Annotated in this window: 25 protein-coding genes and 1 other annotated feature (1 of these 26 cut by a window edge); of the genes, 10 read left to right on the top strand and 15 right to left on the bottom strand. The window is 44.6% G+C overall.

The genetic code is table 11. The annotated features are described in order from the left end of the window. Positions 1–262 precede the first annotated feature (262 nt). From ASF99_RS05645 to ASF99_RS05625, 5 genes are all read left to right on the top strand, one after another. On the top strand, positions 263–1,534 hold the full coding sequence (locus ASF99_RS05645; protein WP_055967557.1) for a helix-turn-helix transcriptional regulator: 1,272 nt from the start codon (positions 263–265) through the stop codon (positions 1,532–1,534). 172 nt (positions 1,535–1,706) lie between these two features. After that, complete coding sequence (locus ASF99_RS05640; protein ID WP_055967555.1) at positions 1,707–2,960, top strand: MDR family MFS transporter; 1,254 nt, start codon at positions 1,707–1,709, stop codon at positions 2,958–2,960. Between the two features lie 168 nt (positions 2,961–3,128). Next, on the top strand, positions 3,129–3,743 hold the full coding sequence (locus ASF99_RS05635; RefSeq protein ID WP_055967553.1) for an ArsR/SmtB family transcription factor: 615 nt from the start codon (positions 3,129–3,131) through the stop codon (positions 3,741–3,743). A 75-nt stretch (positions 3,744–3,818) separates the two neighbouring features. Further along, complete coding sequence (locus ASF99_RS05630; protein WP_055967551.1) at positions 3,819–5,096, top strand: MFS transporter; 1,278 nt, start codon at positions 3,819–3,821, stop codon at positions 5,094–5,096. Between the two features lie 117 nt (positions 5,097–5,213). Beyond that, positions 5,214–5,798 carry a hypothetical protein gene (locus ASF99_RS05625; protein WP_055967548.1) on the top strand — a complete coding sequence of 195 codons (585 nt, stop codon included), beginning with the start codon at positions 5,214–5,216 and terminating at the stop codon, positions 5,796–5,798. A gap of 131 nt (positions 5,799–5,929) precedes the next feature. Here ASF99_RS05625 and ASF99_RS05620 read toward each other — a convergent pair whose 3' ends face one another. The 3 genes from ASF99_RS05620 to ASF99_RS05610 form a co-directional block, all read right to left on the bottom strand. Further along, positions 5,930–7,210 carry a helix-turn-helix domain-containing protein gene (locus ASF99_RS05620; RefSeq protein WP_055967545.1) on the bottom strand — a complete coding sequence of 427 codons (1,281 nt, stop codon included), beginning with the start codon at positions 7,208–7,210 and terminating at the stop codon, positions 5,930–5,932. Positions 7,211–7,445: 235 nt separating this feature from the next. Then, positions 7,446–8,666 carry an MFS transporter gene (locus ASF99_RS05615; RefSeq protein ID WP_055967542.1) on the bottom strand — a complete coding sequence of 407 codons (1,221 nt, stop codon included), beginning with the start codon at positions 8,664–8,666 and terminating at the stop codon, positions 7,446–7,448. Positions 8,667–8,703: 37 nt separating this feature from the next. Next, entirely contained in the window at positions 8,704–9,945 is a 1,242-nt protein-coding gene (locus tag ASF99_RS05610; RefSeq protein WP_055967541.1) for an ATP-grasp domain-containing protein, read from the bottom strand. Between the two features lie 521 nt (positions 9,946–10,466). Here ASF99_RS05610 and ASF99_RS05605 point away from each other — a divergent pair. Continuing rightward, positions 10,467–10,853, top strand: coding sequence for a membrane lipoprotein lipid attachment site-containing protein (locus ASF99_RS05605; RefSeq protein ID WP_055967536.1), 387 nt, complete (start codon positions 10,467–10,469; stop codon positions 10,851–10,853). Between the two features lie 268 nt (positions 10,854–11,121). Then, positions 11,122–11,403 (top strand): hypothetical protein, encoded by a 282-nt coding sequence (locus ASF99_RS05600; protein ID WP_023468046.1) that lies wholly within the window; start codon positions 11,122–11,124, stop codon positions 11,401–11,403. A 411-nt stretch (positions 11,404–11,814) separates the two neighbouring features. Here the strand turns inward: ASF99_RS05600 and ASF99_RS05595 are convergent, their stop codons facing one another. Then, positions 11,815–12,486: a 5'-methylthioadenosine/S-adenosylhomocysteine nucleosidase family protein gene (locus tag ASF99_RS05595; protein WP_023468045.1), complete on the bottom strand. Its 672-nt coding sequence runs from the start codon at positions 12,484–12,486 to the stop codon at positions 11,815–11,817. Positions 12,487–12,746: 260 nt separating this feature from the next. Here ASF99_RS05595 and ASF99_RS05590 point away from each other — a divergent pair, with 260 nt between their 5' ends. Beyond that, positions 12,747–13,616 (top strand): helix-turn-helix transcriptional regulator, encoded by an 870-nt coding sequence (locus tag ASF99_RS05590; protein ID WP_055967533.1) that lies wholly within the window; start codon positions 12,747–12,749, stop codon positions 13,614–13,616. Between the two features lie 74 nt (positions 13,617–13,690). Here the strand turns inward: ASF99_RS05590 and ASF99_RS05585 are convergent, their stop codons facing one another. From ASF99_RS05585 to ASF99_RS05550, 8 genes are all read right to left on the bottom strand, one after another. Continuing rightward, positions 13,691–14,485, bottom strand: coding sequence for an ankyrin repeat domain-containing protein (locus tag ASF99_RS05585; RefSeq protein WP_055967530.1), 795 nt, complete (start codon positions 14,483–14,485; stop codon positions 13,691–13,693). Positions 14,486–14,603: 118 nt separating this feature from the next. Next, entirely contained in the window at positions 14,604–15,191 is a 588-nt protein-coding gene (locus ASF99_RS05580) for an AAA family ATPase (RefSeq protein ID WP_055967527.1), read from the bottom strand. Positions 15,192–15,220: 29 nt separating this feature from the next. Further along, positions 15,221–16,000, bottom strand: a complete 780-nt coding sequence (locus tag ASF99_RS05575; protein WP_055967524.1) for a phosphotransferase family protein — start codon at positions 15,998–16,000, stop codon at positions 15,221–15,223. 19 nt (positions 16,001–16,019) lie between these two features. Continuing rightward, complete coding sequence (locus tag ASF99_RS05570) at positions 16,020–16,985, bottom strand: LacI family DNA-binding transcriptional regulator (RefSeq protein WP_055967520.1); 966 nt, start codon at positions 16,983–16,985, stop codon at positions 16,020–16,022. Beyond that, positions 16,960–17,808 carry a Cof-type HAD-IIB family hydrolase gene (locus ASF99_RS05565; RefSeq protein WP_052017155.1) on the bottom strand — a complete coding sequence of 283 codons (849 nt, stop codon included), beginning with the start codon at positions 17,806–17,808 and terminating at the stop codon, positions 16,960–16,962. Before ASF99_RS05565 ends, ASF99_RS05570 begins: the two co-directional genes overlap by 26 nt. 115 nt (positions 17,809–17,923) lie before the next feature. Further along, positions 17,924–18,397 (bottom strand): NUDIX hydrolase, encoded by a 474-nt coding sequence (locus ASF99_RS05560; RefSeq protein ID WP_023468038.1) that lies wholly within the window; start codon positions 18,395–18,397, stop codon positions 17,924–17,926. Between the two features lie 20 nt (positions 18,398–18,417). Further along, positions 18,418–18,828, bottom strand: coding sequence for a hypothetical protein (locus tag ASF99_RS05555; RefSeq protein ID WP_055967518.1), 411 nt, complete (start codon positions 18,826–18,828; stop codon positions 18,418–18,420). Between the two features lie 30 nt (positions 18,829–18,858). Then, positions 18,859–19,545, bottom strand: a complete 687-nt coding sequence (locus ASF99_RS05550; RefSeq protein WP_023468036.1) for a glyoxalase — start codon at positions 19,543–19,545, stop codon at positions 18,859–18,861. 132 nt (positions 19,546–19,677) lie between these two features. Between ASF99_RS05550 and ASF99_RS05545 the strand changes: the two genes are divergently transcribed. Further along, positions 19,678–20,334 (top strand): hypothetical protein, encoded by a 657-nt coding sequence (locus tag ASF99_RS05545; protein WP_023468035.1) that lies wholly within the window; start codon positions 19,678–19,680, stop codon positions 20,332–20,334. Between the two features lie 58 nt (positions 20,335–20,392). Continuing rightward, positions 20,393–20,644 (top strand): hypothetical protein, encoded by a 252-nt coding sequence (locus tag ASF99_RS05540; RefSeq protein ID WP_023468034.1) that lies wholly within the window; start codon positions 20,393–20,395, stop codon positions 20,642–20,644. Here ASF99_RS05540 and ASF99_RS05535 read toward each other — a convergent pair. The 3 genes from ASF99_RS05535 to ileS all read right to left on the bottom strand — a co-directional run bounded on the left by ASF99_RS05535 (position 20,623) and on the right by ileS (position 24,694). Beyond that, positions 20,623–21,099: a GNAT family N-acetyltransferase gene (locus ASF99_RS05535; protein ID WP_023468033.1), complete on the bottom strand. Its 477-nt coding sequence runs from the start codon at positions 21,097–21,099 to the stop codon at positions 20,623–20,625. The genes ASF99_RS05540 and ASF99_RS05535 overlap by 22 nt on opposite strands. A 16-nt stretch (positions 21,100–21,115) precedes the next feature. Next, a complete protein-coding gene (locus ASF99_RS17570; RefSeq protein WP_235515870.1) occupies positions 21,116–21,265 on the bottom strand; it encodes a hypothetical protein in 150 nt (49 codons plus the stop codon). 345 nt (positions 21,266–21,610) lie between these two features. After that, positions 21,611–24,694 carry an isoleucine--tRNA ligase gene (gene ileS / locus ASF99_RS05525; RefSeq protein ID WP_055967516.1) on the bottom strand — a complete coding sequence of 1,028 codons (3,084 nt, stop codon included), beginning with the start codon at positions 24,692–24,694 and terminating at the stop codon, positions 21,611–21,613. 56 nt (positions 24,695–24,750) lie between these two features. Next, positions 24,751–24,808: a binding site (T-box leader), on the bottom strand; it runs 188 nt beyond the window's last position.

The raw sequence follows: 24,808 nt of genomic DNA, 5'->3' as shown, positions 1-24,808 counted from the left end.
TCCTCCTTCATTGTACGTACAGTTTTTAGAACGTTACCTTTGAAATGCATCGTTACGTCAATCGCTGCATTGCATAACATTTTATCTTTTAAAGCTTCCCGCTAAGATTTTGCCTATTTTAAACATGTGTTGCATCAAGTTTTGTACCTAAACATATAAAGTAATACATCTCTACAGTTTTTGGTACCTACAAGATTACAATAACATTTTTTTACTGTAGAGAAATGATGTATCCTGTTAATAAATAGGAGGAAAAAAGACCATGATTGGATTAAAGATAAAAAATGATCGCATTCGTCAAGGTATGTCACAAAGTCAACTCGCTGGGGACGACCTTTCCCGTGCATATATCAGCATCATCGAAAGCGGAAAAGCTATTCCTTCTGCAAAAATATTAGCGCTACTTGCAGAACGATTGGGAAGACCACTACACTATTTTTCAGATGATGTGGAAGAGACAGACGAAGAAATCTGTTACGCCATACTAAATCGCCTTGATAACGACTTTTTGGATTTCGATCCTGCTGTGAAGCTCCTGAATAAAGTATTACATCTATCGAAGGATAAGCATCTGTTAGGTACCACATTTTTACGTCTGTTTGATTTATTTGCGGAGCATCAAGCTTTTGAGGACATCCTCCTTCGTCGTAAAGAGGCACAGCAATCGCTACTTGATCATCCTGATAAATCTTTAATCGTACGTCTTCATATGATTATTGCAAAGGCGTTCTTTAGGACGGAACGATTTTTAGAAGCGAAAAGGTATTATACTTCTGCCTTGCTATATGGTCGTCCTCAAAAAAAGTGTCAATATGAAGTAACTCAAACTCTGATCTTCCTAGGTACGACGAATCTTCGACTCGGTGATATACCTCAAGCGCACATACATTACAAGGAAGCGTTAGCCCATATGGAATACACAAACTTCGAAGATTTACGCGCAAACATCTATCTTGGTTTAGGAAAAACTTACTCACTTACTGGGCAAGAACAGAAAGCGCTACACTATACGAACTTATCCCTTCAAGGCTTCGAGGATATAGGCGATCAAGCAGGTGCACACATTGCGTTTCAAAACTTATTAATCCTGAATGACCGCAACAACTCGATCGAATATACCGTCGAGCATCTTCAACAGTTATATGACTTATATCAAGGACGTAATCCTTTTAAGGAGGCTTCCGTTCTTGAAGAATTCGCCATCATCCATTTACGGAGTAAGCAATACGAGGATGCTAAGCAATTTGTTATCCGTGCTGTCCAGGTATTAGAGGATAAAAATCTTGTTCATTCGCGAGCTCTCTACTACAGCCTTTATGGCGTCTTGGAAAAATTATTAGGAAACGAGAACACGGGAAATTTATTAATTCGAAGTAGTCTTGATCTATTCTCACGGATAGATGCTCGTCACGACGTTTCGATTTGTCAGCAGTTGTTAGATTGCCCAGAGTATCGAGATTTAGGGGAATATTTTCTATCATTGCATGCACGTGGAGAAATCTTTGTAGACAACTCACTTGGCACACTATCTTAAGTCACCTATGTTATTCGAATCATGTAGATACCTTTCTATTTACATGGGGTAACTATTATTTACGTCGTTCTAGTCAACATATCGCTGTTGATCCCTCTTCTAGTCAACATATCGCTGTTGATCCCTCTTATAGTTAGTGATGAAAGATGTACAACTTAAGGAGGGATCATGTATGCGGCTGAGAGAACTACATATCAACATCAAGATCCGTATTTTGATTAATTTTCTTCAAAAGGTCACCCAAATGGCAATTTTCCCATTCATGGCTATTTATTTTTCGACTCAATTCGGTTTAAAAATTTCTGGGATATTAATGGTGATCGTTATCATCGCTTCGCTCATTGCTAGCTTTTATGGCGGATATCTATCCGATGTCAAAGGACGGAAGCTTGTTTTATTTCGCGGCGAACTCTTACGATTCTTTTCTGTTTTACTGATGGCTTTATGTAACTCACCCGTCTTTTCCAATGCGGAATTGACGTTCGTTACTTTTTTATTCACGAACATCTTGATTGGATTGATCACACCTGCGAATGAGGCGATCTTGATGGACGTTAGCACAGATAAGACACGCAAAATGTTGTACAGTATCAATTACTGGTCAATCAATTTATCAATCGCCATGGGTAGCTTAATCGGATCATTATTCTATGCCGACCATTTCTTTGAACTTCTACTTGCAACAGCATTTACTTCTCTTATCTGCTGCGCTCTCATACAGGTGTTCATTATCGAAACACATACATTTAAAAGCATTCCGACTAAACTCTCTTTTCGAGATTTGTTTTATGGCTATTTTGATGTTTTAAAGGATCGTATATTTTTAATCTATCTATTAGCTGGAACGTTGATGCTCGGACTTGAGTTTCAGCTGACTAACTACATTTCAGTGAAACTGAACACCGATTTCAAACCGTTCGTGCTTCCCTTTTCACATGAAACGAAAATTGACGGTATACAGATGTTAGGGTACTTGAGAATTGAGAACACAATATTAGTTGTTGTACTTGGTGCTATCATGCTGAAGATGATGAATAATCGAAAGGAACAATATGTATTGTATATCGGTTCCATTATTTTTGCGCTCGGATTCTCACTTCTAGCGTGGAGTAATAATTTTTATATCTTACTCATTGCAACGTTTATCTTCACTATTGGTGAATTGATGTATGTTCCAATTCATCAGTCACTTCTGGCGACGTTAATCGATGAGAAGAAACGAAGCCAATATATTGCAGTCAACGCTTTGCGGCTTCGTGGTGCCATGTTGATCGGCTCGTTTTTCATCATTCTTGGTGACTACGTAAGCTCGAGCATAATTTCGGTTTTATATGCGTTTATTGGCGGTATTAGTGTCGGACTCTATACTATTTTGTATACAAATTACCAAAGCAAAGAAAAATTAAATCACAAATCGGTTAGCTAGTTCGTATAATCGTTGTATTATGTTTTAACCCAATCAATATATTTCGACATCGAAATGTATACTGCTTGGGTTAATTCTTTGATTTTTTTACCTGCAAAAAGAAATAAATTGACAATCCGTATGATTTATTGTCAAATTAATTTAACCGGTCAAAAAAGGGGTTTTACTATGCAACCGATGATGACATTAACCGAGTTAAACCAGTTAAAATCATTAAGTGTTCCGATCCGAGCTGAAATCATGATGTACTTGATTGAAAAACCGCTCACTGGACAGATGCTTTCTGAACTACTGAACCTATCTCGTCCCAAGGTCCATTATCACTTGAAGGAGTTAGAAAAGAACGGACTGATCGAATTAGTGAAAACGGAAGAGAAAGGTGGTATCCTCCAAAAGTTCTACCAATCCGTCGCTCGCGGATTCACGCCCTCGACCGAATTGTTACCACATGCTGAAATCATCAGTGAATCATCTAGACAAATTCTATACCAGATGACAGAGCGAACGAAGTCCATCATCCTTTCTGCCCCAGAAGAGGCGTTCACATCTCCAGTCGCAAGCGAGTCTCCGGAGAACTGGAATCATGTCGGATCGATGTGGCAAATCTCTGCGACCGAAGAGAATTATAAGGAGTGGATCAAAAAATACTTCGCATTGATGGAAGAATTGCGAACACTTTCTCACGAACCGAAAGATGCAGAAGCCCAACGTCTCTATTTCTTTTCAACGATGGCTTTTGCGATTGATCATCCTTTCTTAGATGCGCCTGAAAAAGAATCGTAAAACATTCTTTTTCTTTTTTGATGTATTGTCAAAAAAAATTGACCGGTCTAAAAAATAAAAAAGGAGTTGTTTTCCATGTTTCGCTTACTTACACATCCCTCTTTCTTATTCTTATTACTGGGTAGAGTCGTCACGAATATCGGAGATAGCTTGTATTATGTCGCGTCGATGTGGCTTGTCTTTGAACTGAGTCATAATCCTTTTTATACCGGCCTTGCGGGATTCTTGATTCTCGTCCCGAAAGTACTGCAGTTTTTGATCGGTCCTCTTGTCGACCGGTGGCGCGTGAAACCTATTTTGATTTCTACGCAGGTGCTACAAGCCGTCCTATTAATGACCATCCCGATTGCTTATTATTTAGATGCACTTCATGTTTCCTTTCTTCTATGTATCATGCCACTCTTAGCATGTATCGAAGAGTTTGCTTATCCTGCCCAGACGAAGACTCTCCCTCTTTTGTTGAAAAAGGAGGACTTGCTACATGCCAACTCTCTATTTGCTATAGCCTATCAAGGCATTGATTTGATCCTCAATTCTTTAGGAGCTATCCTTGTTGCAAGCTTTGGGGCTATCTTCGTCTTTTGGATCGACTCAATCACTTTCGTCATAGCTGCGCTCTGTTTTTCACTCGTGAAAATCCCACGAAGAAAGCTTGATCAGGACGATGTGAAAGAAAAACAGTCTTCCATCAAGCGATACGTCATTGAATTACGCGAAGGATTTCATGTTGTCCTTCATTCCTTGTTGTGGGTTTTCACGATTGGCTCCCTTCTTGCTAACTTTACGATTGGTATGACGTTAGCCATCCTTCCAAGCTTTTCCGATCAAATCGGTGGTGTAGGAACTTACGGTTTTTTATTGACGGCTATCTCAGCAGGTTCGTTGATGGGCGCATTCTTAGGTCCTCTCCTTGGAAGATTTCGAATCGGTTCGACCGCGATTCTCTGCTTTACACTCGGTGGTCTTTGTTGGATCGTCGCTGGCTGGATGACTTCTCCTATACTGATATGTCTCTTGTTCGGTGTCGCCTGGATTCCCGTCGGTGCAGTCAATATTCTATTCGCTGGACTCATCCAGGCCGCTGTCCCGCATGAAATACTTGGGAGGACTACGTCCATCACTTACAGTATCAGCGTATCCGCCATGCCAATTGGTTCCTTGGTAGGTGGCTCATTAGCCAATTACCTAGGAAGTTCATTCATTTTCTCATTTTCAGGTATCGGTCTCATACTGATTTCTTTCGTTTGGTTGTTGCATCCTCAATTGAGACAGCTTTCAACGCAGGATACTATTGATGCTAGTGTTCTAAAATTACCTCCAACTAGCACGCCCCCTTCACCAGTCGTGAACTAAGATGGATAGACGATTTAATTGACGCGATGGAAAAGTTTAGTCTACAGGCTTGTCAGGTCAATCATTATATTGTATTCTGAAATAATTTGTTAATGACATAACTTAGGAGAGTTTATTATGGATGTACTCAATCGTTCCAAACAGATGACTGCAGAAGCAAATACCATACTTGACGAGCTAGGCTTAAGAAAGAAATGGAGCGCACTCGGCGACGTTCATATCGTTGGCGCGATGTCTTATGACTTAATGGTGAAACCGGATATTGATATAGAGATTTTTAGCGATTCGCCTAAACCATCGCAAGCGCTGAATCTATTACACGATCTCGCGGAACACCCCCGAATCATCGAAATCAAATATCGGAATCATCTCAACACTCCTTTTAACGGATTTTACTTCAAGATGACATACGAATCTGAAACACGGTTGCTCTGGAATATTGACATGTGGTTGTTCCACAGCAATCGTCAAGGTCCGGTATCACGCGATCTTGTCGATGGCATGACTGCTTCCTTGACGAACAGCTCAAGAGAGCTAATTCTGCTGATTAAAGAAGACATCCTCCGGAAGAACTTAGATTATCCTTCAATTTTCATCTATCAAGCTGTCTTAGACGGACACATTCAACATGTGGATGAGTTTTATGACTGGGTGAAAACGATCAATCTAGATTGCTTGACTGATTGGACACCTCAGTCATGAAGTAACGCGTCACAAGCCATCCCTACACGAAAAGGCGACTTCTTTCCATAAAGAAGAATCGCCTTTTCGTTACCTTTATATAACGCAATATCAAACATTCAAGACCTTACGTTAAAGCTTTCAATGGGTCGTCAGAGTAAATTTTCGTAAATCTGATTCGATCGTAAAAGATACTCGATTGCCTGTCGTTCCTGGTGTTGTTCGATTAAGATTTGAGCATGTACTCTCAGAGTTTTTGCGAGAAGTTGACGTTCGTCAAGTCTTTCTACTATGGCAAGAGCATCATCACTCCACCACTTCGCTTGTTCGTATTGCTTATCCTCATATTCAATCTGAGCAAGCAATAGACGCATCTTCACCTGTAGCGCGTCTTCTGGATCTACTTTTTGAATATGGCGTTCGCACAGGCTTTTTGCTTCACTCCATTGATTTAAGCGGAAATATGATGTCGCTAGTTCCAACGAACTGTTAACGATGTTCCATTGACTATCATTTTGTTCAGCCAAGGCGACGCTTTGCTCGAGATAATCGATCGACTGATTTAAATCACCCGACTCTCGCAAGAGAATACCGAGATTCGTCATACATCCGGTAACATACTCACTTTGCTTATTTTCTTCGAAAAGGGCTAACGCCATCTTGGTATGCTTGATCCCCTTTTCGTAATCCTTCATATAGAGAGCAGCTAATCCGTTAAGCATGCGGAACAGGCTTTCGTTATAGAAACAGTTCGTTTTTTGCATGTAATCTAACGCATCATCAATGATCTCCATTGCTTTTTCGTAACTTTTCAACCGAGCATATCCATATGCCTGCACGTACATTAGTTGTAAACGTAGTAAAATATTTTTGTTCGTCGGTAGTGAATCAAGTAGGAGCATACCTTGCATCGCAACATCAATGCTTTTACTGAATGCTAAGGCATTCAAATGACTTTTGGCTAGATGGTAGTACGTATCTACATATTCATCCATGACGGATGAGTCTAAGTACAGCAACGCATTATTGAGACAATCTATAGCACGACCATACTCCGCCCGTTCAATTGCCAACTCCCCCTGTAGTTTTAAATAACGTCCTTTTAAAGAAGCGGGAATATGAGTTTGATCAAGCTCGTCGATCATCTTCTGTGCTTCCTCGTGCTTCCCTACGCGAAGTAACCCTTCCGTTTTTCGAAGAAGAACGCCAGCATCTTCTGTTCCACTTAACTCCGCTTCTTCTTGATTCAACAGATAATTCACACTCACTTCAAGTGTTTTTGCTAAATGCTCAAGCGTTTTAAGAGACGGATTTGTCATATCTCGTTCGATTAGACTAACCATCCCGCTACTCAGTTCTGCTCCTGCCAAATCACTTTGCGTCAATCCGATTGCTTTTCGTCGTTCTTTAATCCGCAAACCTAACGTACTCATCCTCATCCTCCTGACTTTGTTTCCTATTGGTAATGTTTGCATCAGTTACGTTCCAACTCTCTATTCATCATACATTTTCTTTATTTTATTCTCAAACGTGTCATTTCTTTAAAATATTACGAGTACTAATCCATTTCTTATTGATAGTTCATGTGCAAAGAAGACCAAGACATAGACGTTTTTACGCCGTGCCTTGGTCTTCTGGATACCTGTTCAGCATGTTCATTTTTATGGACTATGCTACATGTTCCTCTGGCTCATCATGTGAAATCCCTCTTGTTTCAAACCAATAAATGATTCCAAGTAAACTTGTCAAAAGAACACCCATTATGGCAAGTAAGATTCCTGCATTTACGATACCTAACCACGCTAGTGGATAAACTAGAAGCAGTGGTGTCAGCGCTTTCGTGAATTGAAACGCCGTCGTCGTTCGCCCTGTCCAAATGACCGTCTCTTCTTTCGTCTCTAAAAACTTGAACATTAAGATCCGTTGATAGATCCGGAATCGGTTGAATCCGAGACCGAGGCTGAACCCTAGAAAGATGGCAAGAGACCAATTTTCTATCGTACCTAGCAACGCATCAATGACTAGTATCAATCCGAACGACGCATACGGGACGAATCGTCCAAATCGACCAAGTACCGTCGCTATGAATGCACCAAGTCCCATCGCTGCGCCAACCACTCCATATTGAACGGATGACCAGTCATACACATCATGGAAAATGATCGGCAATAAGAAATTAATGGATGCGAGCTGTACGGTCAATAAGGTGACACCTATTACGGTAAGCCGTAACATGTGATCCTTTGAAATACCTGCGCGTAATTGGATAGAGTCAAGCGGATCACGGTCGACTGGTTTCGTCACTTTTTCCGCCACTTTATCCGATTGATGAGAGAGAAGCGGTAAAATGAGTGGAATGCCAACACCGATCAATAGCGTCATACTTAAGATCAAGCCGACCATCTCGATTCCACCGAGTGCGAGTAGTACCCCTGTCAAAGAATTCCCTGCGAAGGCACCGATTTGAATCGCTGCCTGTAACTGATTGGATGCTAGACTCGAATCCACCTTCCCTTCGAGGACTTTTTGTGACATATAGGCTTCGAGACTTTGCATGGACAAAAAGAAGATACACGCAAACACACCACCGATAACATAATACGTATAGATGTTTTCCTGATCAAAGATGAAGAACAAGATTCCAAGCATGAGGATGCCTAGTATACGGACGACCGCAAAGACCAGCAAGGGATTCGAAGATAACATCGTCTTCAGTGGCTTGACATATTTTTGTAGAAGATACGGGAATACACTCATGATACAAATGGTAATACCGAGATGGACCACTGATCCTTGTCGCTCAAGAATCGTCCAGATCAACATGAGATTCAACATGCTATCCCCACACAACGTGATGGACAGAAATACGATCGAGAATATTTTTCTCATCCTACCCGCCCCCTCTTCATCTTTGTTATTAAAATGTTCATAGCACGACCTCCTCCTCGATCTCGACTTGGAAGCGTTCAGATGCCCGCATCAACCGAAGACGTACTTCTTCGAAAGAGTTTCCCTCAATGACGATGAAACCAGAGCGCGACATCGTATCTTTTCCGCCACTCAATACTTGTCCGGTCCTCACGGGAATAGTGACCGATACGACGCCTTCGATCGTAGTCGTAAAGTCTTGTTCAGACGAAATGGTTTTGACTTTTCCAATGGCTGACGGAAACGATAACATGCCTGTGTATTTAGATGTCTGTTTCGATGGATCTACTTTATATATACCGAGTTCGACGTCAATCACTGCTTGAAAAAGATCGACGCCATGCGTGTTTAAGACAATCGGGGGAATAACTGCGATTCCCCCAATCCGTGCAGCGATCTCTCCGAAGTAAAGCGTTCCCTCTGCTGTTACAAATATCTCTGCATGGCAAACTGAATTCGTAATCCCGAGTGCTCGAATGATACTTTGATTAAACTGTTTAAGCCGCGTTACTAATTCGTTCTTAACTTGGCTTGGATAAGCAATACTACCAAGCGGTTTTTGATGATCAATCACATCGAGGCAATTGAATAAATACTCGGAGACGGACGTAAAGACGACCTCTGCATGCGAGACAATAGAATCGACATGAAACTCCTTTCCTGAAATGAATTCTTCGATAAGTACTGGTTGCGGTGAAGCAGACCACTCGCTTACGAAGGAATCAAACTGCGCTTGATCCTCGATGCGATATGTCTTGATGGTTGCCCATCCCGCTACCGGTTTAATGATACAGGGATATCCGATTAGCTCCACATACGCTCGCAACTCGCGTTCCGTCGACGCGATCCTTATTCTAGGAGACAGGATTCCGTGTTGCCTCGCAATTTCTTTCATGACCCACTTGTTACGAACACTCGTCGCCTGATTATGTTGCATCCCTTGAATGCCGAATCGGGTTCGCAGACGTCCCGCGACTTCAATGATATTTTCCGTAGTCGCGATGAGAGCTTGAATATCGTTTTGATCCATCAATTCGTTCATGACGGTCTCTAGTTCAGAATAGCTTGAAATATCATTTATGACGTACACTTCATCAAAGCACCCAGTGGGTATACCTCCCATCTCTTCAATTCCTTCTTCGATGATTAAAATTTTCTTCAATGCGTATTCTTTCAAATGATCGAAAAACTTCAGCTTCGATTGAACTCGTTTATCGACTAAAAATAAAATGGATGCCATTAAAATCACTACCTTTCTCCAATACTTTATGAATAGAGATACAGAAAGACACAAAATAATTAATATATTAATAAATTCAATATAATGCATAAATTAGTGTATTTCAACAAAAAATTAATATAAATTAAAAATTTAATATATTCAAAAAAATAAAGAGAATATACACATGACAATGTGATATTTCACCTTGATTAATTAAGGATTTATTTATTGAATTCAATTTATTAGTATTTCCACATTTAAACGCTAAAGATTTACATGGTATATCGTTTTAAGAAGCGGCGCTTAGGTGTTGAAATGTTGTATGACTTCTCTTTGGAAGTCGCTTGCTCGAACTACCACCATTAATAGATCATCGAAGGAAACGTCTAAGCGTATCCTGAAGAAATCATCGAAGCGATCGAACTATAATGTGCCCGTCCTAAGGCACTTCCCTATTTCTCAAGTACGCTACATATGAATTGTTTCCTTGATGTACACTATCGGTAGTACAAAAACGTGTACTTCGGAGGTGTTCGCACTTGAAAATGAAACGTTTAGCTTTCCTCCTTTTTTTGATCGTCTTCCTAGCAGGATGTAGTGATTACGATCAAGACGGTAATACGACTAGCGAGAAAGCAAAACAGAAATATGATGTAGCTATCAACCAAGTCTTCAAAACTGAAAATCAGTTCTTGAAAAAGCAACAGATTGATCGACAACTTAAGCGAAACACCGGTGAAACGGGCGCCATCGTTTATGAGGATCAAGGTCTCATTGAAATCTATTACGACCAATCAGCTAGAGGAGAAAGAGCCATTTATCAGAAAGACGGATCAACTTACGCGCGGAAGACATACACGAAACAAATCAGCCGTAAAATCGATGACTCTGAAAAAAAATACCTTGAGAACATTGGAATCAAGTAACTTTCATCAGACTAGACCAATTTTTAATTGTTTATATCAGAAAGAGTCGATGACTCTCCTCAAAGAAGAGAATCATCGACCCTTTTTCAAAAATACGATGTCATCGAACTATACTGTTACAAGAAGATTAGAAAATATGGAAAAGAAGTGCACCGATGAAAGATTACGTTAGAAACCGATGTAAGTAGTCTGCAGCGTTCCGTTGCATGACTTTTAATTGATCTATTCTATAGTTAAGTCAAAAAAATACGTTTTTGGAGTGATAAAAATGGAAGGTAAGGAAGAAAAATCACCTTATTATCTAAGAAGAATCCCCTTCTTTATTATTTCTTACTTATTTGCACCTTTAGCGTACATCTTACTTTTCATCAAATGGCGTACGTTAGATTCTTCCGTGCGCGATGCGCGACTGATTGTTGCATCACTATTTTTACTACTCTTCATCGTTGATTTTTTTCCAGCTGGTCTATATCAAAACATCGTACTTGCTATCGCTCTCACAGTTGGTTTGTTTATTACCTTTATTGGATTAGGTGGCGGAAAAAAATAGTCGATTAGCTGTATATCCGGATTTATGAACGTCGTTTTGCTCAGAATCCCATCAATCCATTCCATTTTATATTCTATATCTCCATTTTTCCTACTCATTATTTAATATACTTAAACAAATCATTGTAAGAAAGGATCATTCGGATGTGGTAGGGACTCTTATTTTCTTCCATCTGAATCGGTATCACGATCCCACTTGTGTTAGTTGTCATCTTTACGCATTTCGAACCCTTACTTACTTTTGATACGAGTGGCATCCTCACGTTGATCACAATGGTAATCGGTGCAATTGCTGATCTCTATTTAGCAACTCGTATTTGGACTTGGATCAAACATAAGCTGTACAAACGAAAGCATTACATGTGAAAACGCAGATTATTCGTTCGTCATCGAACAGATAATCTGCGTTTTTTTAGATGAATCGTGCCATATAATCGGAAAAAATTTTTGTCATGACTTTCGGCGTATTCGCGATGTAAATCCGCATCTGTTCAACGTTTGCCTCAACAGCATTTTCTTCCTTCTCTTCGGTCGGAAAATCGGAGATCCCTTTGATGATGATACATTCGATTCCGTTTTTCTGACAGATGTACGCGATTGCCCCCGCTTCCGTATCAGCAATCGTCAATCCGTTATCCCGCAGTTCGATATAGTCTCGCCACATGACGACAGCCCGATCTGCCGTTCCGATCGTTCCGAGATAAAAGTCGTTACCATACTTCGATACATCGAGATTGACGACGAACGAGGGTTTGATCAGTGGTTCAATCTCTTTAACCGTGCAATCATATTGAACAGCACGATCTGGAACGATGATATCAAGTACGTCGTACCTCGGATCAATCCCGGCACACGTTCCAGCAACGATGACCTTCGTCAATGGAAAGCGGAGGATCATATATTGATTCGCACCGATACCGTTTACTTTTCGAACACCCGTGCTGTAAAACAGAAGTGTCTTCCCATTCATCTCACGCGTGAAGTATTCACCATATGGATAGGCAATTCTTTCTTCGGGCGAGACACGAAAATACGCTAGTGTTGCGTCGAACTCCCATTTGGTTGCGATACTGATTCCAATCATTTCATCCTTCACCTTCCAATCTCCATGTTTAGGAACATATTATTTTTTAATTTTACGATAGTTCATTTTGTTTTGAACTGTTTTTCCCCAGAAGATAGCAATTATTATCAAAAAACATTTTTCACTTATGCCTATAATAAGGATGTAAACAAACAGAAAAGGAGTCCTGCCGATGATTCTAGATTTATTGACTTCCATCGTAGCCGAAATATTGCATAGCCTGATGTACACTTCGTCTACGAAACGCTCGGAGCAAATCAATGACTACCATTGATGTCATTCTAAAAGATATCGAAGACCATCTATTCGATGAGTCCTTACTTGAACAACTCGCAGAGCGCCATCATTACTCTACGTTTCATTTCGGACGACTCTTCAAACGACAAATCGGTCAGACGCTCGGAGAATATGTCCGTTTACGTCGTTTGTCGGTCAGCGCCACTCTTTTAAGAGACGGCGTCGACTTACTCGAAGTTACATTGATGTGTGGGTACCAATCTCAAGAAGCCTATACGCGCGCGTTCAAAGGGTTATATAATTTTCCTCCACGAAAATATGTAAAGCTGATGGAACTAATGACGAATAAGGAGATGATTCAAATGGAAGAACAGCTTGTAGAAGGTTGGTTCTTAAGCGGTAGTCATGCTGGATCTTACACGCTCAAGACCGATTCAGAGATCGTCCATCAAGGACGTAGCTCTGGAAAAATCAGTTTTGCGTCTGACACGGAAGAAGCAGGCATGTTCGGTACGATGATGCAAAGCATACAAGCGACCGCCTATCGGGAGAAACGAATCATGGTCGCAGGTTTTCTGCGAACGGAAGCAGTCGAAAGGGCAGCCATCTGGTTTCGTGTCGATGACGTCCACGGTGATCCGGTACAGTTTGATAACATGACGAATCGTGGATTAACTGGTGACCAGGATTGGACGTATTGTGCCTGTGTTCTTGACGTTCCCTTTGAAGCCGCATCGCTTCACTTCGGTGTATTACTTGAAGGAAGCGGAACCGTTTGGGCAGATTCATTCACCTGTCATGAAGTTCAGACATCTATTCCGTCTACAAATCAATTACATCAGGAGCTTCTTCCGTTACATCCGACGAATTTGTCTTTCGATGTAATCATTTAATGCGAATGCAAAAAGATCCAACGTAGAAGAACCGTTCATCGGTCTTCTGCGTTGGATCACTTTTTTTGCTCATATCATGACAACGCATCAATCTCTTTTTGTCGTAAAATCTCCGCAATTTGATGATGCTCGTTCGCAAGAGCTAGATCGCGTGCGGAACTCCCTGCAGCGTCGCGGTGAAGCGGATTTGCTCCATAAGAAAGTAATATGCGGACGATACGTTCGTATCCCTTCGCGCTAGCTAGCGTCAATACCGTCTCCCCGTCCTCTGATGGGCTCATCTCATGATCTGCTCCTGCTTTGAGTAACGACTTAACGGCTTTCGGATGATTATTTTCAACCGCTAAATACAGTGGTGTGATGCCCTCTGGTCCCTCTGCCTCGATTTCCGCTCCCGCTTCAAGCAATAAGGTGACTTTTTTTGCCTTCCCTGCCTGAGCAGCAATGTGTAGAGGCGTCATTCCCTCACCCTCTTCAGTTCGTTCGTGTAATAATTCCATATCCTGAGCCAATTGACGCAGGATTTTTTTATTGCCAGACCGACCTGATATTAGATGTAGTGCTGTAAATCCATCACCTGTTAAATCTAAATAGGCGCCGCGCTTCATTAATAATAAAGCAATCTCAGATTTCCGGTCATACAATGCGATGTGTAGCGGCGTCATTCCATCTTGATTGGGTAGATTGATGTCTGCTCCGTGGTCGAGCAACAATGCGACGATCGCGATGTGTCCTTCCTGGATTGCCCAGTGTAGTGCCGCGAACCCTTCTTCATCCCACTCATTCAGATCATCCCCTCGTTCGATACAGCGCATGACCTGCTTCTTCTTCCCTAGAAAGGCTGCATCTTGAATGGATCGCTTCCCCATGTCGGTTCGCCCCTTTATCAACTCTGTCGTTAGTTCATTTTACAACAACCGGCTTCAGGAAAGCGAAAAAACCATCTTGAGCAGCGCCAAGATGATTTTACCTAGTGAACAAATTTTTTTATATGAATTTTCCAAACGCAAGTAACTGCATCGCTGCTTGTCGGACTTGTTCCGACGTTTTTGCTGTCGTATCAATCGGATATACCGAAAATTGTTCATACCATTTCTCTTCGAGCGCCCAAAGCGGTTGATGCTGTTCAAAAGATTGACGAGTTCTTTCTTGATCAGCGTCGCGCCGCTCTCGTAAGAGATGGTCTAATGCCTGTAAATAAATAATCTGGTCGGATCGACATTCTCTTAATGCTTCAAGTTCCGTCTTTAAACGAGATTCCATATCCCAGTCATGCCCATGTATCTGTGGATAATGAAGCGTGTAGAATTCAAGATCTTCCGGACCACGATCTAATATGATGTGTCCATCTGGAAAGTGGCGAAATCGTTCGATTTCCGCTTGAATGAACATGCGCTGATTCTCAACGAATCCGTCTTCGGTATGGATGTCTAATCCGAGCTCTTTTCGTTTTTGAACGATCGGATATGGATTTTCATAATAGACATGCAACTCCGGGTAAGCGTCTTCAAGCGCTCGCGCTAATGTCGTCTTCCCTGATGCCATGCCGCCTTGGATCGAGAGGATGGTTCTCATGAATGGTGTTCCTCCTACTTGTATATACTTTAAGTATTAAAAAAATAAGCGCCTAGGTCTGGATGACTGATCAATTCCTTTAACTGCCTTTGTTCTGAACTCGGGATTTGCTCAAGCGTCCTAAGAATGGCCATGAGTCGTAACCAGTCTGAAAGATTCGATAGCTGAATGGACGAAACAGCTTGATAACGGTCAAGATATTCGCGACAGACGTATCGTCGCATCTCGTCCAGCACTGCTGTTCCACCCGCTGCCCGCAGTAAGAGCAACGTCCGCGCGACATCCGCGATCGGTGGACCTGTCGTCGCATCATGCCAATCAATGACGACGAACGTTTCATCTGCTGTCACGAGGATGTTCTGGAAATGGAAGTCCCCGTGGAGCAATCCTTGCTGTTGCGGAACGGAAAGTGTTTGGAGTAATCGTTCCGCCTTCAAGCGTAACTCTAGTGATAGATTACGTATTTTGTGCTCGGTGACATCGTACCATTCAGGAGCTACACGCGATTGTTGCTGATGAATCCGTTGATGTAATGTCGCGAAGGCGTTAAGAAAATCTGTTATTCGCTCCGGTTCGAACAACTCTAACAATTCGCTGCCGTCGACCCGCTGCATCTCAATGAAAGGCGAATCTTCTAATTCAACGGCATATACGTTTGGTGTCGGGATGGTCGTCCGCTCAAGTTCTTCGAGCATGCGAAATTCCTGAGTGATCCGTTGTTTTTCAATCGATGCTTGAAAGTACTTACGGACTCGTTCGTCAGAGATCGTCATCACGGTAGCGGTCGCACCGGTTTTTTCCTTATTCATCTGTATAACCCCCAGTCTCTTATGTCGTTTGTCGAATCATCAAAGAAGGTTCCAGTAAAGAACTAGCGCTTTCACTCTGATTCAGCGCGTCACTCAATAATTGTTCTGCTGCCAGTCTGCCAAGCATTACAACCGGTTGTCGGATCGTTGTTATTTCAAGCGCTCTGGCAATTGGTACATCATCAAATCCCGTAATGGCGATATCCTCTGGCACCCGAATGCCATCCTTGCGAAATTGATCGATAAGACCCGCTGCGACTTCGTCATTGCCGACGATGATGGCGTCTGGCAAGTCTATCGTTAGAAGTTGACCTGCTAGTGCTTGTCCGTCTTCGAAAGAATAGCACCGATCCGCGTACCATTGAATTCCATGGCAGAGCGTAGACGTCTTGAGATATTGGTCGAACGCCTCCCGTCTGACTCTTCCGACTCCGCTATCTGGATTTCCAAGACAGAGACCGACTGTTTTTGCTCCTCGTTCTTCTACATGTTGCAGCAACATTGTGATCGCTTTTCCATGATTAAAAAAGAGCGACGGCACGATATCCTGATGGTCTTCGCAGGCAACGACTGGTCCAACCGTCCGCATCGTTTCAAGTAACTGCGGCTGACTGATGGCGCCAATGATCAATCCGTCAATCCGCTTATCGCGAAGGTATTGCATACTCGCTTCTTCTTTTGCTGGATCGTGTTCCGTCTGGATGACAAGGAGTGTGTGGTTTCGTTCCATGCACACCTGACCAATCCCCTCGAGTAATTGATGAAAAAACGGATGACCCACACGCGGCACGAGGACACCAATCGTATTCGTCTTACCGCGTGAGAGGTTGATCGCATTTCCGTTCGGACTATACTCCAGTCGCTCCATCACGTCTAAGATGATCCGCCGCTTTTCTTTTGAGACATGCTTATGACCGTTTAAGACACGGGATACCGTCGACTTCGAGACACCCGCTTGTTTAGCGATATCCGAGATGTTCGCCATACTGTTCCTCCTTCGTTTGTTCCCATCGTTCTAAGCCGTTTAATGCCTTCGCTACACCGTCCTCGTCATGATCACTGGTGAGGTATGTCGCTCTGCTTTTGACAGATGCTTCAGCGTTTCCCATGGCAATCGATGTTCCCGCCACTTCAAACATCGGTAGATCGTTTTGATTATCACCGATCGCAATGATGTCCTCGGCTGTCATCCCGTACGCTCTCGCGATGTCTTGAAGGGCAGTCCCTTTTGTCACGCCGTTTGCCATGACTTCTAAGTTATAGGCACCTGAACGTGTCACGGAACAGATCTTCAGCTGAAGGAGTTGTTGCTCGAGGTGTTCGAGCTGCCATCTGTCAGGTGAGACGAACATGAATTTGATGACGTCCAGTTGATCGATTGCGATTTCGTCAACTTCCTCAACACCGTATTGCGTTAATTGAGCCTGAATCGCTTCTTGAAACGCACGATCTCCGCCTTGAAGAGCAGCAAGCGAAAACTGCGGTAACAGGATGTTGTCTTGTAGATAAATATGTATGAATACGTTTGTAAATCGTACGATCTCCCAAATCGTTCGACTACTGGAACGGTTCAAAAAATACCGTCTACCTTGTCCTACCTCGACTTCTGCCCCGTTCGCACCAATGACCGGACAATCCAGTCCGTGTTGCGCTAGAATCCGTCGCGCATCAAAGGCAGCTCGCCCGGTGACGATAATGACGATATCTCCTTTATCCTGCCGTTTCTTGATGGCTGTCTGATTTCCCGCCGAAATTCTGTGTTCCTTATTCAATAACGTTCCATCTAAATCAATCGCAAAGCATCGCATCGCGTTTCCCCCTTTTCGTGTCCTCTTGATGCTACAGGCTGAAACGCGTCCCAGTGCAACAAAAAATCTTGAATGAACAGTTCATTCAAGATTTTTTGTTTTTTTATCCTTTGCTTCAAATGGAGACGTGATGCGCTGTCTGTTGTTTTTGAACATACTCCATCAAGATCGGTCGTTCCGGTGGATTGAGGTTTTCTGGTAGCTGATCGATAGCGAAAAAGCGTAATTCCGCGACTTCTGACGGATCCCGAACGATTTCACCGGTATACGCCGTACACAGAAATGCCGAGATCACATTATAGACTTCATCCCCATGCGGATACTTATAGTAAAACGCATCACCCGAATAGACGTTCAATAATTCGAGATGCTCTGCTTCAAGACCGGTCTCTTCCCTTAATTCTCGTTTTGCTGTCTCTACGAGCGTCTCCCCGATCTCAAGCGCTCCACCAGCGAGTCCCCAGCATCCGTTATCTTGCCGAAGTTGTAATAAGACTTCTTGTTTATCGTTGACGACGATGACGCATGCCCCTGCCATGACGAGCGGTCGTGTGCCGACGAGTTTGCGTAATTCTGTGATGTATCCCATGTCATTCAGTCCTTTTCCATTTAAATCACTCTCGTTCGGACGCGCATCCGTTTGAGTCCCGTCAATAGGAGACACAACAAGATGATGCCTGAAACGAACAGTACGTACGTATGAATCGTAAAGAGGGCACGGAAATTGATTACGGCAACATTCTGTTGCACCTCAATCCAACTACTTAGTATGATTCCACTGATTGCAAATAAGATGAGTACGCCGACCTGTCGTCGTGTCAACGTAACATACGTCAAAACGCGCATGCCTTCTCGGATGACGAACGGTAGGAGAACGAGGAGTGCTGCGACCGGTAAGATGATCGGGTCACCGCCTTGCTGAATCGGCATCGACCGGGCCAAATAGCCAAACAGAAAAAAGAAACCACATACGAACAACAATAATCCGAACGCGATACTCGCATTCACCGCTTTATTCATCTTACTTCCCTCACTTTTTAGAATAATGAATTATGAAGAAACGGCACTTTGATGCCATACGCCCGCTGCATCAAGCCGGACCCGATGTCTGCCGTCGAGTTCCATCTCGATCGGACTGACCTTCGCCGTCTTCGGTGAGAACAACCATGTCCGACCTTCTGGGACGAGCAAGATATGCGTTCCATCCGCGACTGGTCCGAGGAAGTTGAGAGACGCGCCATTGAGCGGACGTTCCCGTCGTTCGAGAACGCCGATCTCCGCTAACTGCTCACCCACTTCAAGCACATCTTTCACCGTCAGACTCATCTCACCGATTCCGAGGATGTCGGATACATCAAACGTCAGTTCTGCTTTAGATGGATTGATTTGATGCCGCGCGATCAGTTCCAAGACATTTTCATCTGGATCATAAAAATAGCAGGAATGCGAATCCGTGAAGTCAAAATAAATCTCGTCCTGTCCGTCTTCGATCAAGAGTGATGTCCGTTCTACGAGCCACGCTTTTCCTTGTTGGAAGACGTTTTCCGGAATGTTGAACGCCATATGGTATTGCGTATCAACATCGTCCGTCTGTCGATATGTCAGCTGATCGGTACCGATTTGCATCGTAAACGAATCGTTCGTTTCCGAGACGAGCGGGAATCCGATCTGATTTATGTAAAAATCTTTCATTGCTTGTAGATGACGTGTCACAAGAATGGTTTTTGAAATGTTCATGCTGATGACCTTCCTTCATTTGCAGTAAAATTTATCAAAAAGCGATATGCTTTATTTTACCACTAATGGTAAAATCATGACGAATGGAAAGTCTGATTTTTCAGATATATTTATACCTGAGAGGATGTTTTGATGAAATTATTAATCGCTCAACCAAAACGCGAGACCGGACTCGAACAATTCGAACGTGAAATCGCCGCTTATCCTGAAGTCGATCTGATTGTCTACCCAGAAGGCTATTGTAAGGTCACGGAACTCGATCGCGCGAAACATCTTGCCAAGCAGTTCGAAACAGCAATCGTCCTCGGTTACAAAGATGAAGCGAATCTCGATCGCGCTGTCATCATCGATGCGACCGGGACGATTCTCCTTGATCGCGCAAAAACACCAGAAGCTGGACCACTTTATACACCATCAACAGCAAATGACGGGTCATTCCGCTATGGATACGTCCTCTGTCGCGAAATCTTCTTAGGAAAAGACGGACTACGCGAGGAATCCGGACTTGATCTCATTTTCAACCCGATAGGCGTCGGCATGTTCAGCGAGGAACAGTACGTTGAGTGGTCCGGTGAAGCACGTAGTATCAGTCAGGCGCAACAAGCGCTCATGATCGGAACGAGTCATGCTGATGGTTCGTACCGCAACTGTGGTTTTTCTATTCCGATTGCCTTCATCTATGACGAGACCGGTGAACCGTTGCTGTTGTCTCATAACGATACGCGGACACGTCTGTTTGATACGGTCACGCGTCACGTCGAAGTCGTCGGTACACCCTCTCTATCGTAAACGAACACACGCTTCTTCCGGTCAGAAGAAGCGTGCCATTCCTTCAGGAGGTGCTCTTATGTCTCAAACAGGTCGTGCGACATTCTTTTGGAAACGATACTTCTATGTCTTCTTTCCTTTGTTCCTCTTCGGCGTTAGTCACGAATCATACCTGGTCGATAATCCGTTAGCTAACCTTGAGGACATCGGCGAGTTCTTCTTCTTCTTTTGCCTTTATCTGTTTAATTTTGCCGTCCTTGCCGCTCTATTAACGAATCTGTGGTGGTGCTTCCTTCCGACAAAACCCGCTCATTCCGAAACTGATTTTTGATAGGAAACGAGTGTCGCCCGTTCATTGAGCGGTTGACTGACACCCGTCAATCGGTAACCCATCTTCTCATAGAAATAACAGTTACGTGTCTCTTCGCGAATCGTCCGCAGTTCCCATGTCGTTGCAGCCGGATACGCTGCTTCAACGAGCTGTAATGCGCGTTGGGCGATTCCTTCACCTTGACGGGCTGGATCTAAGAACATCGGACTGATCGCGTAGCGACTCGGTGCTTTCGCAACGACACAAATCCCGCCGACGACGACATCGTCGACGATGATTTGATGAAACGTACTGCTCGGATGCGTGATCCGGTGAATGACACGATCGATCGATTCGTTCGCCGGATTCGTTGCAAAATCTTGATACCGCTCGAGCGTCTCTGAAAACGCCTCGAGTTGAAGCGTATGAAGCTTCGCAGCGTCTGCAAGAGACGCTGTCTTTAATTGAATGTCCACTGAACCTCTTCCTCTCTTACCGGAACCACTCCCAAAATTGTGTGCCTTGCGCGACGATCAAGTAGTCGAGCCATCGCTCGAAGCCGAACGGCATTGCGTCTTCTTCCCATTCCTCGAAATTAAGAAATTCCCCACTCCAGATCCGATTTCCTGCCGGTCGATTCATCTCATAGACGATCCACTCCCCGTCTGGTCCTGCGCCGATCGCTAAGAAGTCTTCGGGACATTCCCAAATCTCGCTATACGTCAGGCAATCCTCGATCGAAAAGAGTTCGAATCCATCGTTATGCGATAACGATTCTTGCTGAAACAGCTTCGCCCCGTTATGTTGACGTAAGAACGTCTGATAGTCGTCTGCCGTCCACGCAGGTAACAGCGCGAGCTGTTCGACCGTCGCTCCTCGGTTAAAGATGAAACGTTCTCGGGCAACATATCCTTCTTCTTTTTGGACCTCTAAAAACCGTCGACGAGTCGACCTTTTAATGTTTCTAATGCAATCATGATCTTCTCCTTAACAATATTCTTTCGTTGGTGTGAACGAGACACCGACATCGTGTCCCCCTAGCTGAACATCCCCTGCTCCTTGTAGCGGTTCAGTTCGCACGGACGATAAGGCAAGGTGTTTGAATAACAAAGGCTCAAACGTCTCGACGATCGGCTGGAACGTCGCATCGACCGACAAGACGAGATCGATTCGGGCGTCCCGCGATAACGCTTGTGCCTTTCGTTCCGACTGGATATAGCGGACGAGCTCCCGCATCCAGCGTTCCTGCTCCAGTGCTTCCGTGATCCGCGTATCGAGCGTCACGGTGAGTCCACCATTCGTCGCAGCAGCAAAACCCGTCTGGACGATTGGTTCGACGATGACGTCCGCTTGACGCACCTCGACTTCATCGCCTGAAGCGGTCTGATAGATTAATCTTCCTGTCTCAAGCAAGTCGGAAGTCTCCTGTGCAGACAATTGTTGTAGCCATTGATGGATCGCGTTCGCTTGCTGTGCGAATTTCGCTCCGGCTGCGCGGAAGTTCAGTTTAAGACGGAACCGTGTCGTCGCTTGCGTCGTCGGAACGATTTGGACGTCTTTTACATTCAGTTCCTCTTGGATGATTGCCGTATAGTCCGCCCACGAAAAGGATTCACTCGATTGGACGCCTAAGCTAGCAAGCGGTTGTTTGACTTTTAAGGCGTGCGTATTACGTACTTGTCGTCCTAACTCGACGACAGAGACAACCTGTGCCATTTCGTATTCCAGATCAGGTCGGAGCATCGATTGATCGGCAACCGGATAATCCGCTACATGCACGCTCATTCCTGTCAATCGTTGATAGACATCATCGGCAAGGTACGGCGTGAACGGAGCGAGTAGTCGTGCCGTCGTCGAAAGTGCGAAGTGAAGCGTCTTGTACGCGGCTTGTTTCTCTTGCGACCAGTCAGCTTGCCAGAAACGTTCCCGCGAACGGCGGATGTACCAGTTACTGATCTCATCGACGAGTTGCGCAAGACTCCGTGCTGCTTGAGTCAATTGATAATCGTCCATTGCATCCGTCACGTCTTGCGTCGTCTGATGGACACGCGAGAGCAACCATTCGTCGAGACGCGTCCGTTTTTGCGGACGTGAGCCATCAAATCCGTCCAGCTTGGCATACGTCAGATAGAACTGGACGGCATGATCCAGTGTATCGACTAGTTTTGATTTTGCTTCTTGGACGATCCGCTCAGCAAACCGTTTCGCACTCCACGGACTGCTGTCGACGAGTAGCGCCCAGCGTAAGCTATCAGCACCATATGCTTCGATTAATGCCACCGGATCGAGGGCATTTCCACGACTCTTCGACATCTTCTGTCCGTTCTCATCGAGGACGTGCCCGAGTGCGAGGACACGCTTATAGGCAGGCTGTCCCGTGAAGAGTGTCGAGATCGCTTGCAAGCTGTAGAACCAGCCCCGCGTCTGATCGATGCCTTCGATGACGACATCGGCTGGATAGCGGTTAAGCGTCTGCGTCCGTGACGGATAATGCTGTTGCGCGAACGGCATCGCTCCGCTATCAAACCAGACATCGATGACTTCGGGTGTCCGGTGCATCACTCCCTGACACGTCGGACAAGAGACCGATAACGCATCAACGTATGGTTTATGCAACTCGACGGATTCCGTCGATGTCGTCGTCCGGTGCAACAAGTCAGCCTTGTTTTTTGGAACGAACGTCGTGTCACACGCTTCACACTCCCAGACGTTCAGTGGTGTACCCCAGTAGCGATTACGACTGATGTTCCAGTCGACGAGTTGCTCGAGGAACTTTCCGAACCGCCCTTCCTTGACGTGATCGGGGTACCACGTCACAGAAGCATTGTTCGCAAGGAGTTGTTCCTTGACGGCCGTCGTCTCGATGAACCAGTTGTCTTGTGCGTAATAGAGCAGTGGTGAGTCACATCGCCAACAATGCGGATAGCTGTGCGTATAGCGTTTTTTCGCAAACAAGCGTCCCCGTTCAGCGAGCAGCTGGATGATCGCGACGTCTGACTCCTTGACGAATCGACCAATGAGTGGTGGAACGGCATCCGTGTAACACCCAGCAGCATCGACGACGTTAACGAACGACAGACCGTTTTCCCGGACGACCCGGTAATCTTCTTCCCCGTATGCTGGAGCAAGATGGACAAGTCCGGTTCCGCTCGTTGCTTGGACGAAGGACGCCCCGACGACCGTATGACCATTCTCTGGCGTCACGAAATCAAACGGTGGTTCATAACGCAAACCGACGAGTTCCGCACCGAGCTGTTCGGATACGACCTCGACGGATTCCGAGAACAGTTCAGCGACTAACGCTTTAGCGACAATGAATCGCTCTCCTTTAAACGCTACTGTGACATACGTCAATTCCGGATGAACCGCCACCGCGACGTTTGCCGGTAACGTCCACGGTGTCGTCGTCCACGCTAGTAGAAATGTCTGTACCATGCCGACGATCGGGAGTTTGACCGTCGCCGATAAGTCCGTCACGTCCTGATAGCCTTGCGCGACTTCATGGGAACTGAGTGACGTCTGACAGCTCGGACAATACGGTGATACACGATGTCCCTTCGTCAACCATCCTTTGTCATGGATCGTCCCGAGAATATGCCAGACGCTTTCGATATACTCGTCCTCCATCGTCACGTAAGGGTCATCCATGTCGACCCAGTAGCCGAGTTTTTCCGTGAAGGCACGCCACTGTGTTTCATAGGAGAAGACACTTTCCTTACAGCGTGCGATGAATGCTTCAACACCATAGTCTTCGATCGCTTGTTTGCCGGAGATGCCGAGTTGTTTCTCGACCCCGAGTTCGACCGGTAGTCCATGTGTATCCCAGCCAGCTTTTCGTTCGACCCGGAATCCTTGCATCGTCTTATAGCGGGCGACGGTATCCTTGACGGTTCGTCCGAGTGCATGACCGACGTGGGGTAAGCCGTTCGCGGTCGGCGGTCCTTCGTAGAATACGAATTCCGCTTCCGTGCGTTGTTCAATCGATCGTGCGAAGACTTGGTCTTGTTTCCATCTGTTGCGGACACGCTCCTCGCGTTGTTGTACGGTTTCTGCTTGATTTTGTGACGTCATCTCTTGTTCGCTCCTTTGTCGGTAACTAAGAGAATACAAAAAAGTCCGCCCCCTTTGACAGGGACGGACTTCACCGCGATACCACCCATATTCCGCCGAGAATGCTTATTCTCG

Origin of the sequence: Exiguobacterium sp. Leaf187, from assembly GCF_001423925.1 — a bacterium.
GTDB lineage: Bacteria > Bacillota > Bacilli > Exiguobacteriales > Exiguobacteriaceae > Exiguobacterium_A > Exiguobacterium_A indicum.
This window is presented reverse-complemented; position numbering and strand designations above follow the sequence as displayed.

Coding starts and splice junctions, on each gene's coding strand:
- ASF99_RS05565 (WP_052017155.1), bottom strand. CDS start 17,808: ATGCGATGCTTTGCGATTGATTTAGATGGAACGTTATTGAATAAGGAA.
- ASF99_RS05590 (WP_055967533.1), top strand. CDS start 12,747: ATGACTACCATTGATGTCATTCTAAAAGATATCGAAGACCATCTATTC.
- ASF99_RS05640 (WP_055967555.1), top strand. CDS start 1,707: ATGCGGCTGAGAGAACTACATATCAACATCAAGATCCGTATTTTGATT.
- ASF99_RS05600 (WP_023468046.1), top strand. CDS start 11,122: ATGGAAGGTAAGGAAGAAAAATCACCTTATTATCTAAGAAGAATCCCC.
- ASF99_RS05585 (WP_055967530.1), bottom strand. CDS start 14,485: ATGGGGAAGCGATCCATTCAAGATGCAGCCTTTCTAGGGAAGAAGAAG.
- ASF99_RS05580 (WP_055967527.1), bottom strand. CDS start 15,191: ATGAGAACCATCCTCTCGATCCAAGGCGGCATGGCATCAGGGAAGACG.
- ASF99_RS05550 (WP_023468036.1), bottom strand. CDS start 19,545: ATGAACATTTCAAAAACCATTCTTGTGACACGTCATCTACAAGCAATG.
- ASF99_RS17570 (WP_235515870.1), bottom strand. CDS start 21,265: ATGAATCGACCGGCAGGAAATCGGATCTGGAGTGGGGAATTTCTTAAT.
- ASF99_RS05545 (WP_023468035.1), top strand. CDS start 19,678: ATGAAATTATTAATCGCTCAACCAAAACGCGAGACCGGACTCGAACAA.
- ASF99_RS05645 (WP_055967557.1), top strand. CDS start 263: ATGATTGGATTAAAGATAAAAAATGATCGCATTCGTCAAGGTATGTCA.
- ASF99_RS05570 (WP_055967520.1), bottom strand. CDS start 16,985: ATGGCGAACATCTCGGATATCGCTAAACAAGCGGGTGTCTCGAAGTCG.
- ASF99_RS05635 (WP_055967553.1), top strand. CDS start 3,129: ATGCAACCGATGATGACATTAACCGAGTTAAACCAGTTAAAATCATTA.
- ASF99_RS05625 (WP_055967548.1), top strand. CDS start 5,214: ATGGATGTACTCAATCGTTCCAAACAGATGACTGCAGAAGCAAATACC.
- ASF99_RS05575 (WP_055967524.1), bottom strand. CDS start 16,000: ATGAATAAGGAAAAAACCGGTGCGACCGCTACCGTGATGACGATCTCT.
- ASF99_RS05630 (WP_055967551.1), top strand. CDS start 3,819: ATGTTTCGCTTACTTACACATCCCTCTTTCTTATTCTTATTACTGGGT.
- ASF99_RS05610 (WP_055967541.1), bottom strand. CDS start 9,945: ATGGCATCCATTTTATTTTTAGTCGATAAACGAGTTCAATCGAAGCTG.
- ASF99_RS05620 (WP_055967545.1), bottom strand. CDS start 7,210: ATGAGTACGTTAGGTTTGCGGATTAAAGAACGACGAAAAGCAATCGGA.
- ASF99_RS05540 (WP_023468034.1), top strand. CDS start 20,393: ATGTCTCAAACAGGTCGTGCGACATTCTTTTGGAAACGATACTTCTAT.
- ASF99_RS05595 (WP_023468045.1), bottom strand. CDS start 12,486: ATGATTGGAATCAGTATCGCAACCAAATGGGAGTTCGACGCAACACTA.
- ASF99_RS05560 (WP_023468038.1), bottom strand. CDS start 18,397: ATGGGATACATCACAGAATTACGCAAACTCGTCGGCACACGACCGCTC.
- ASF99_RS05615 (WP_055967542.1), bottom strand. CDS start 8,666: ATGAGAAAAATATTCTCGATCGTATTTCTGTCCATCACGTTGTGTGGG.
- ileS (WP_055967516.1), bottom strand. CDS start 24,694: ATGACGTCACAAAATCAAGCAGAAACCGTACAACAACGCGAGGAGCGT.
- ASF99_RS05555 (WP_055967518.1), bottom strand. CDS start 18,828: ATGAATAAAGCGGTGAATGCGAGTATCGCGTTCGGATTATTGTTGTTC.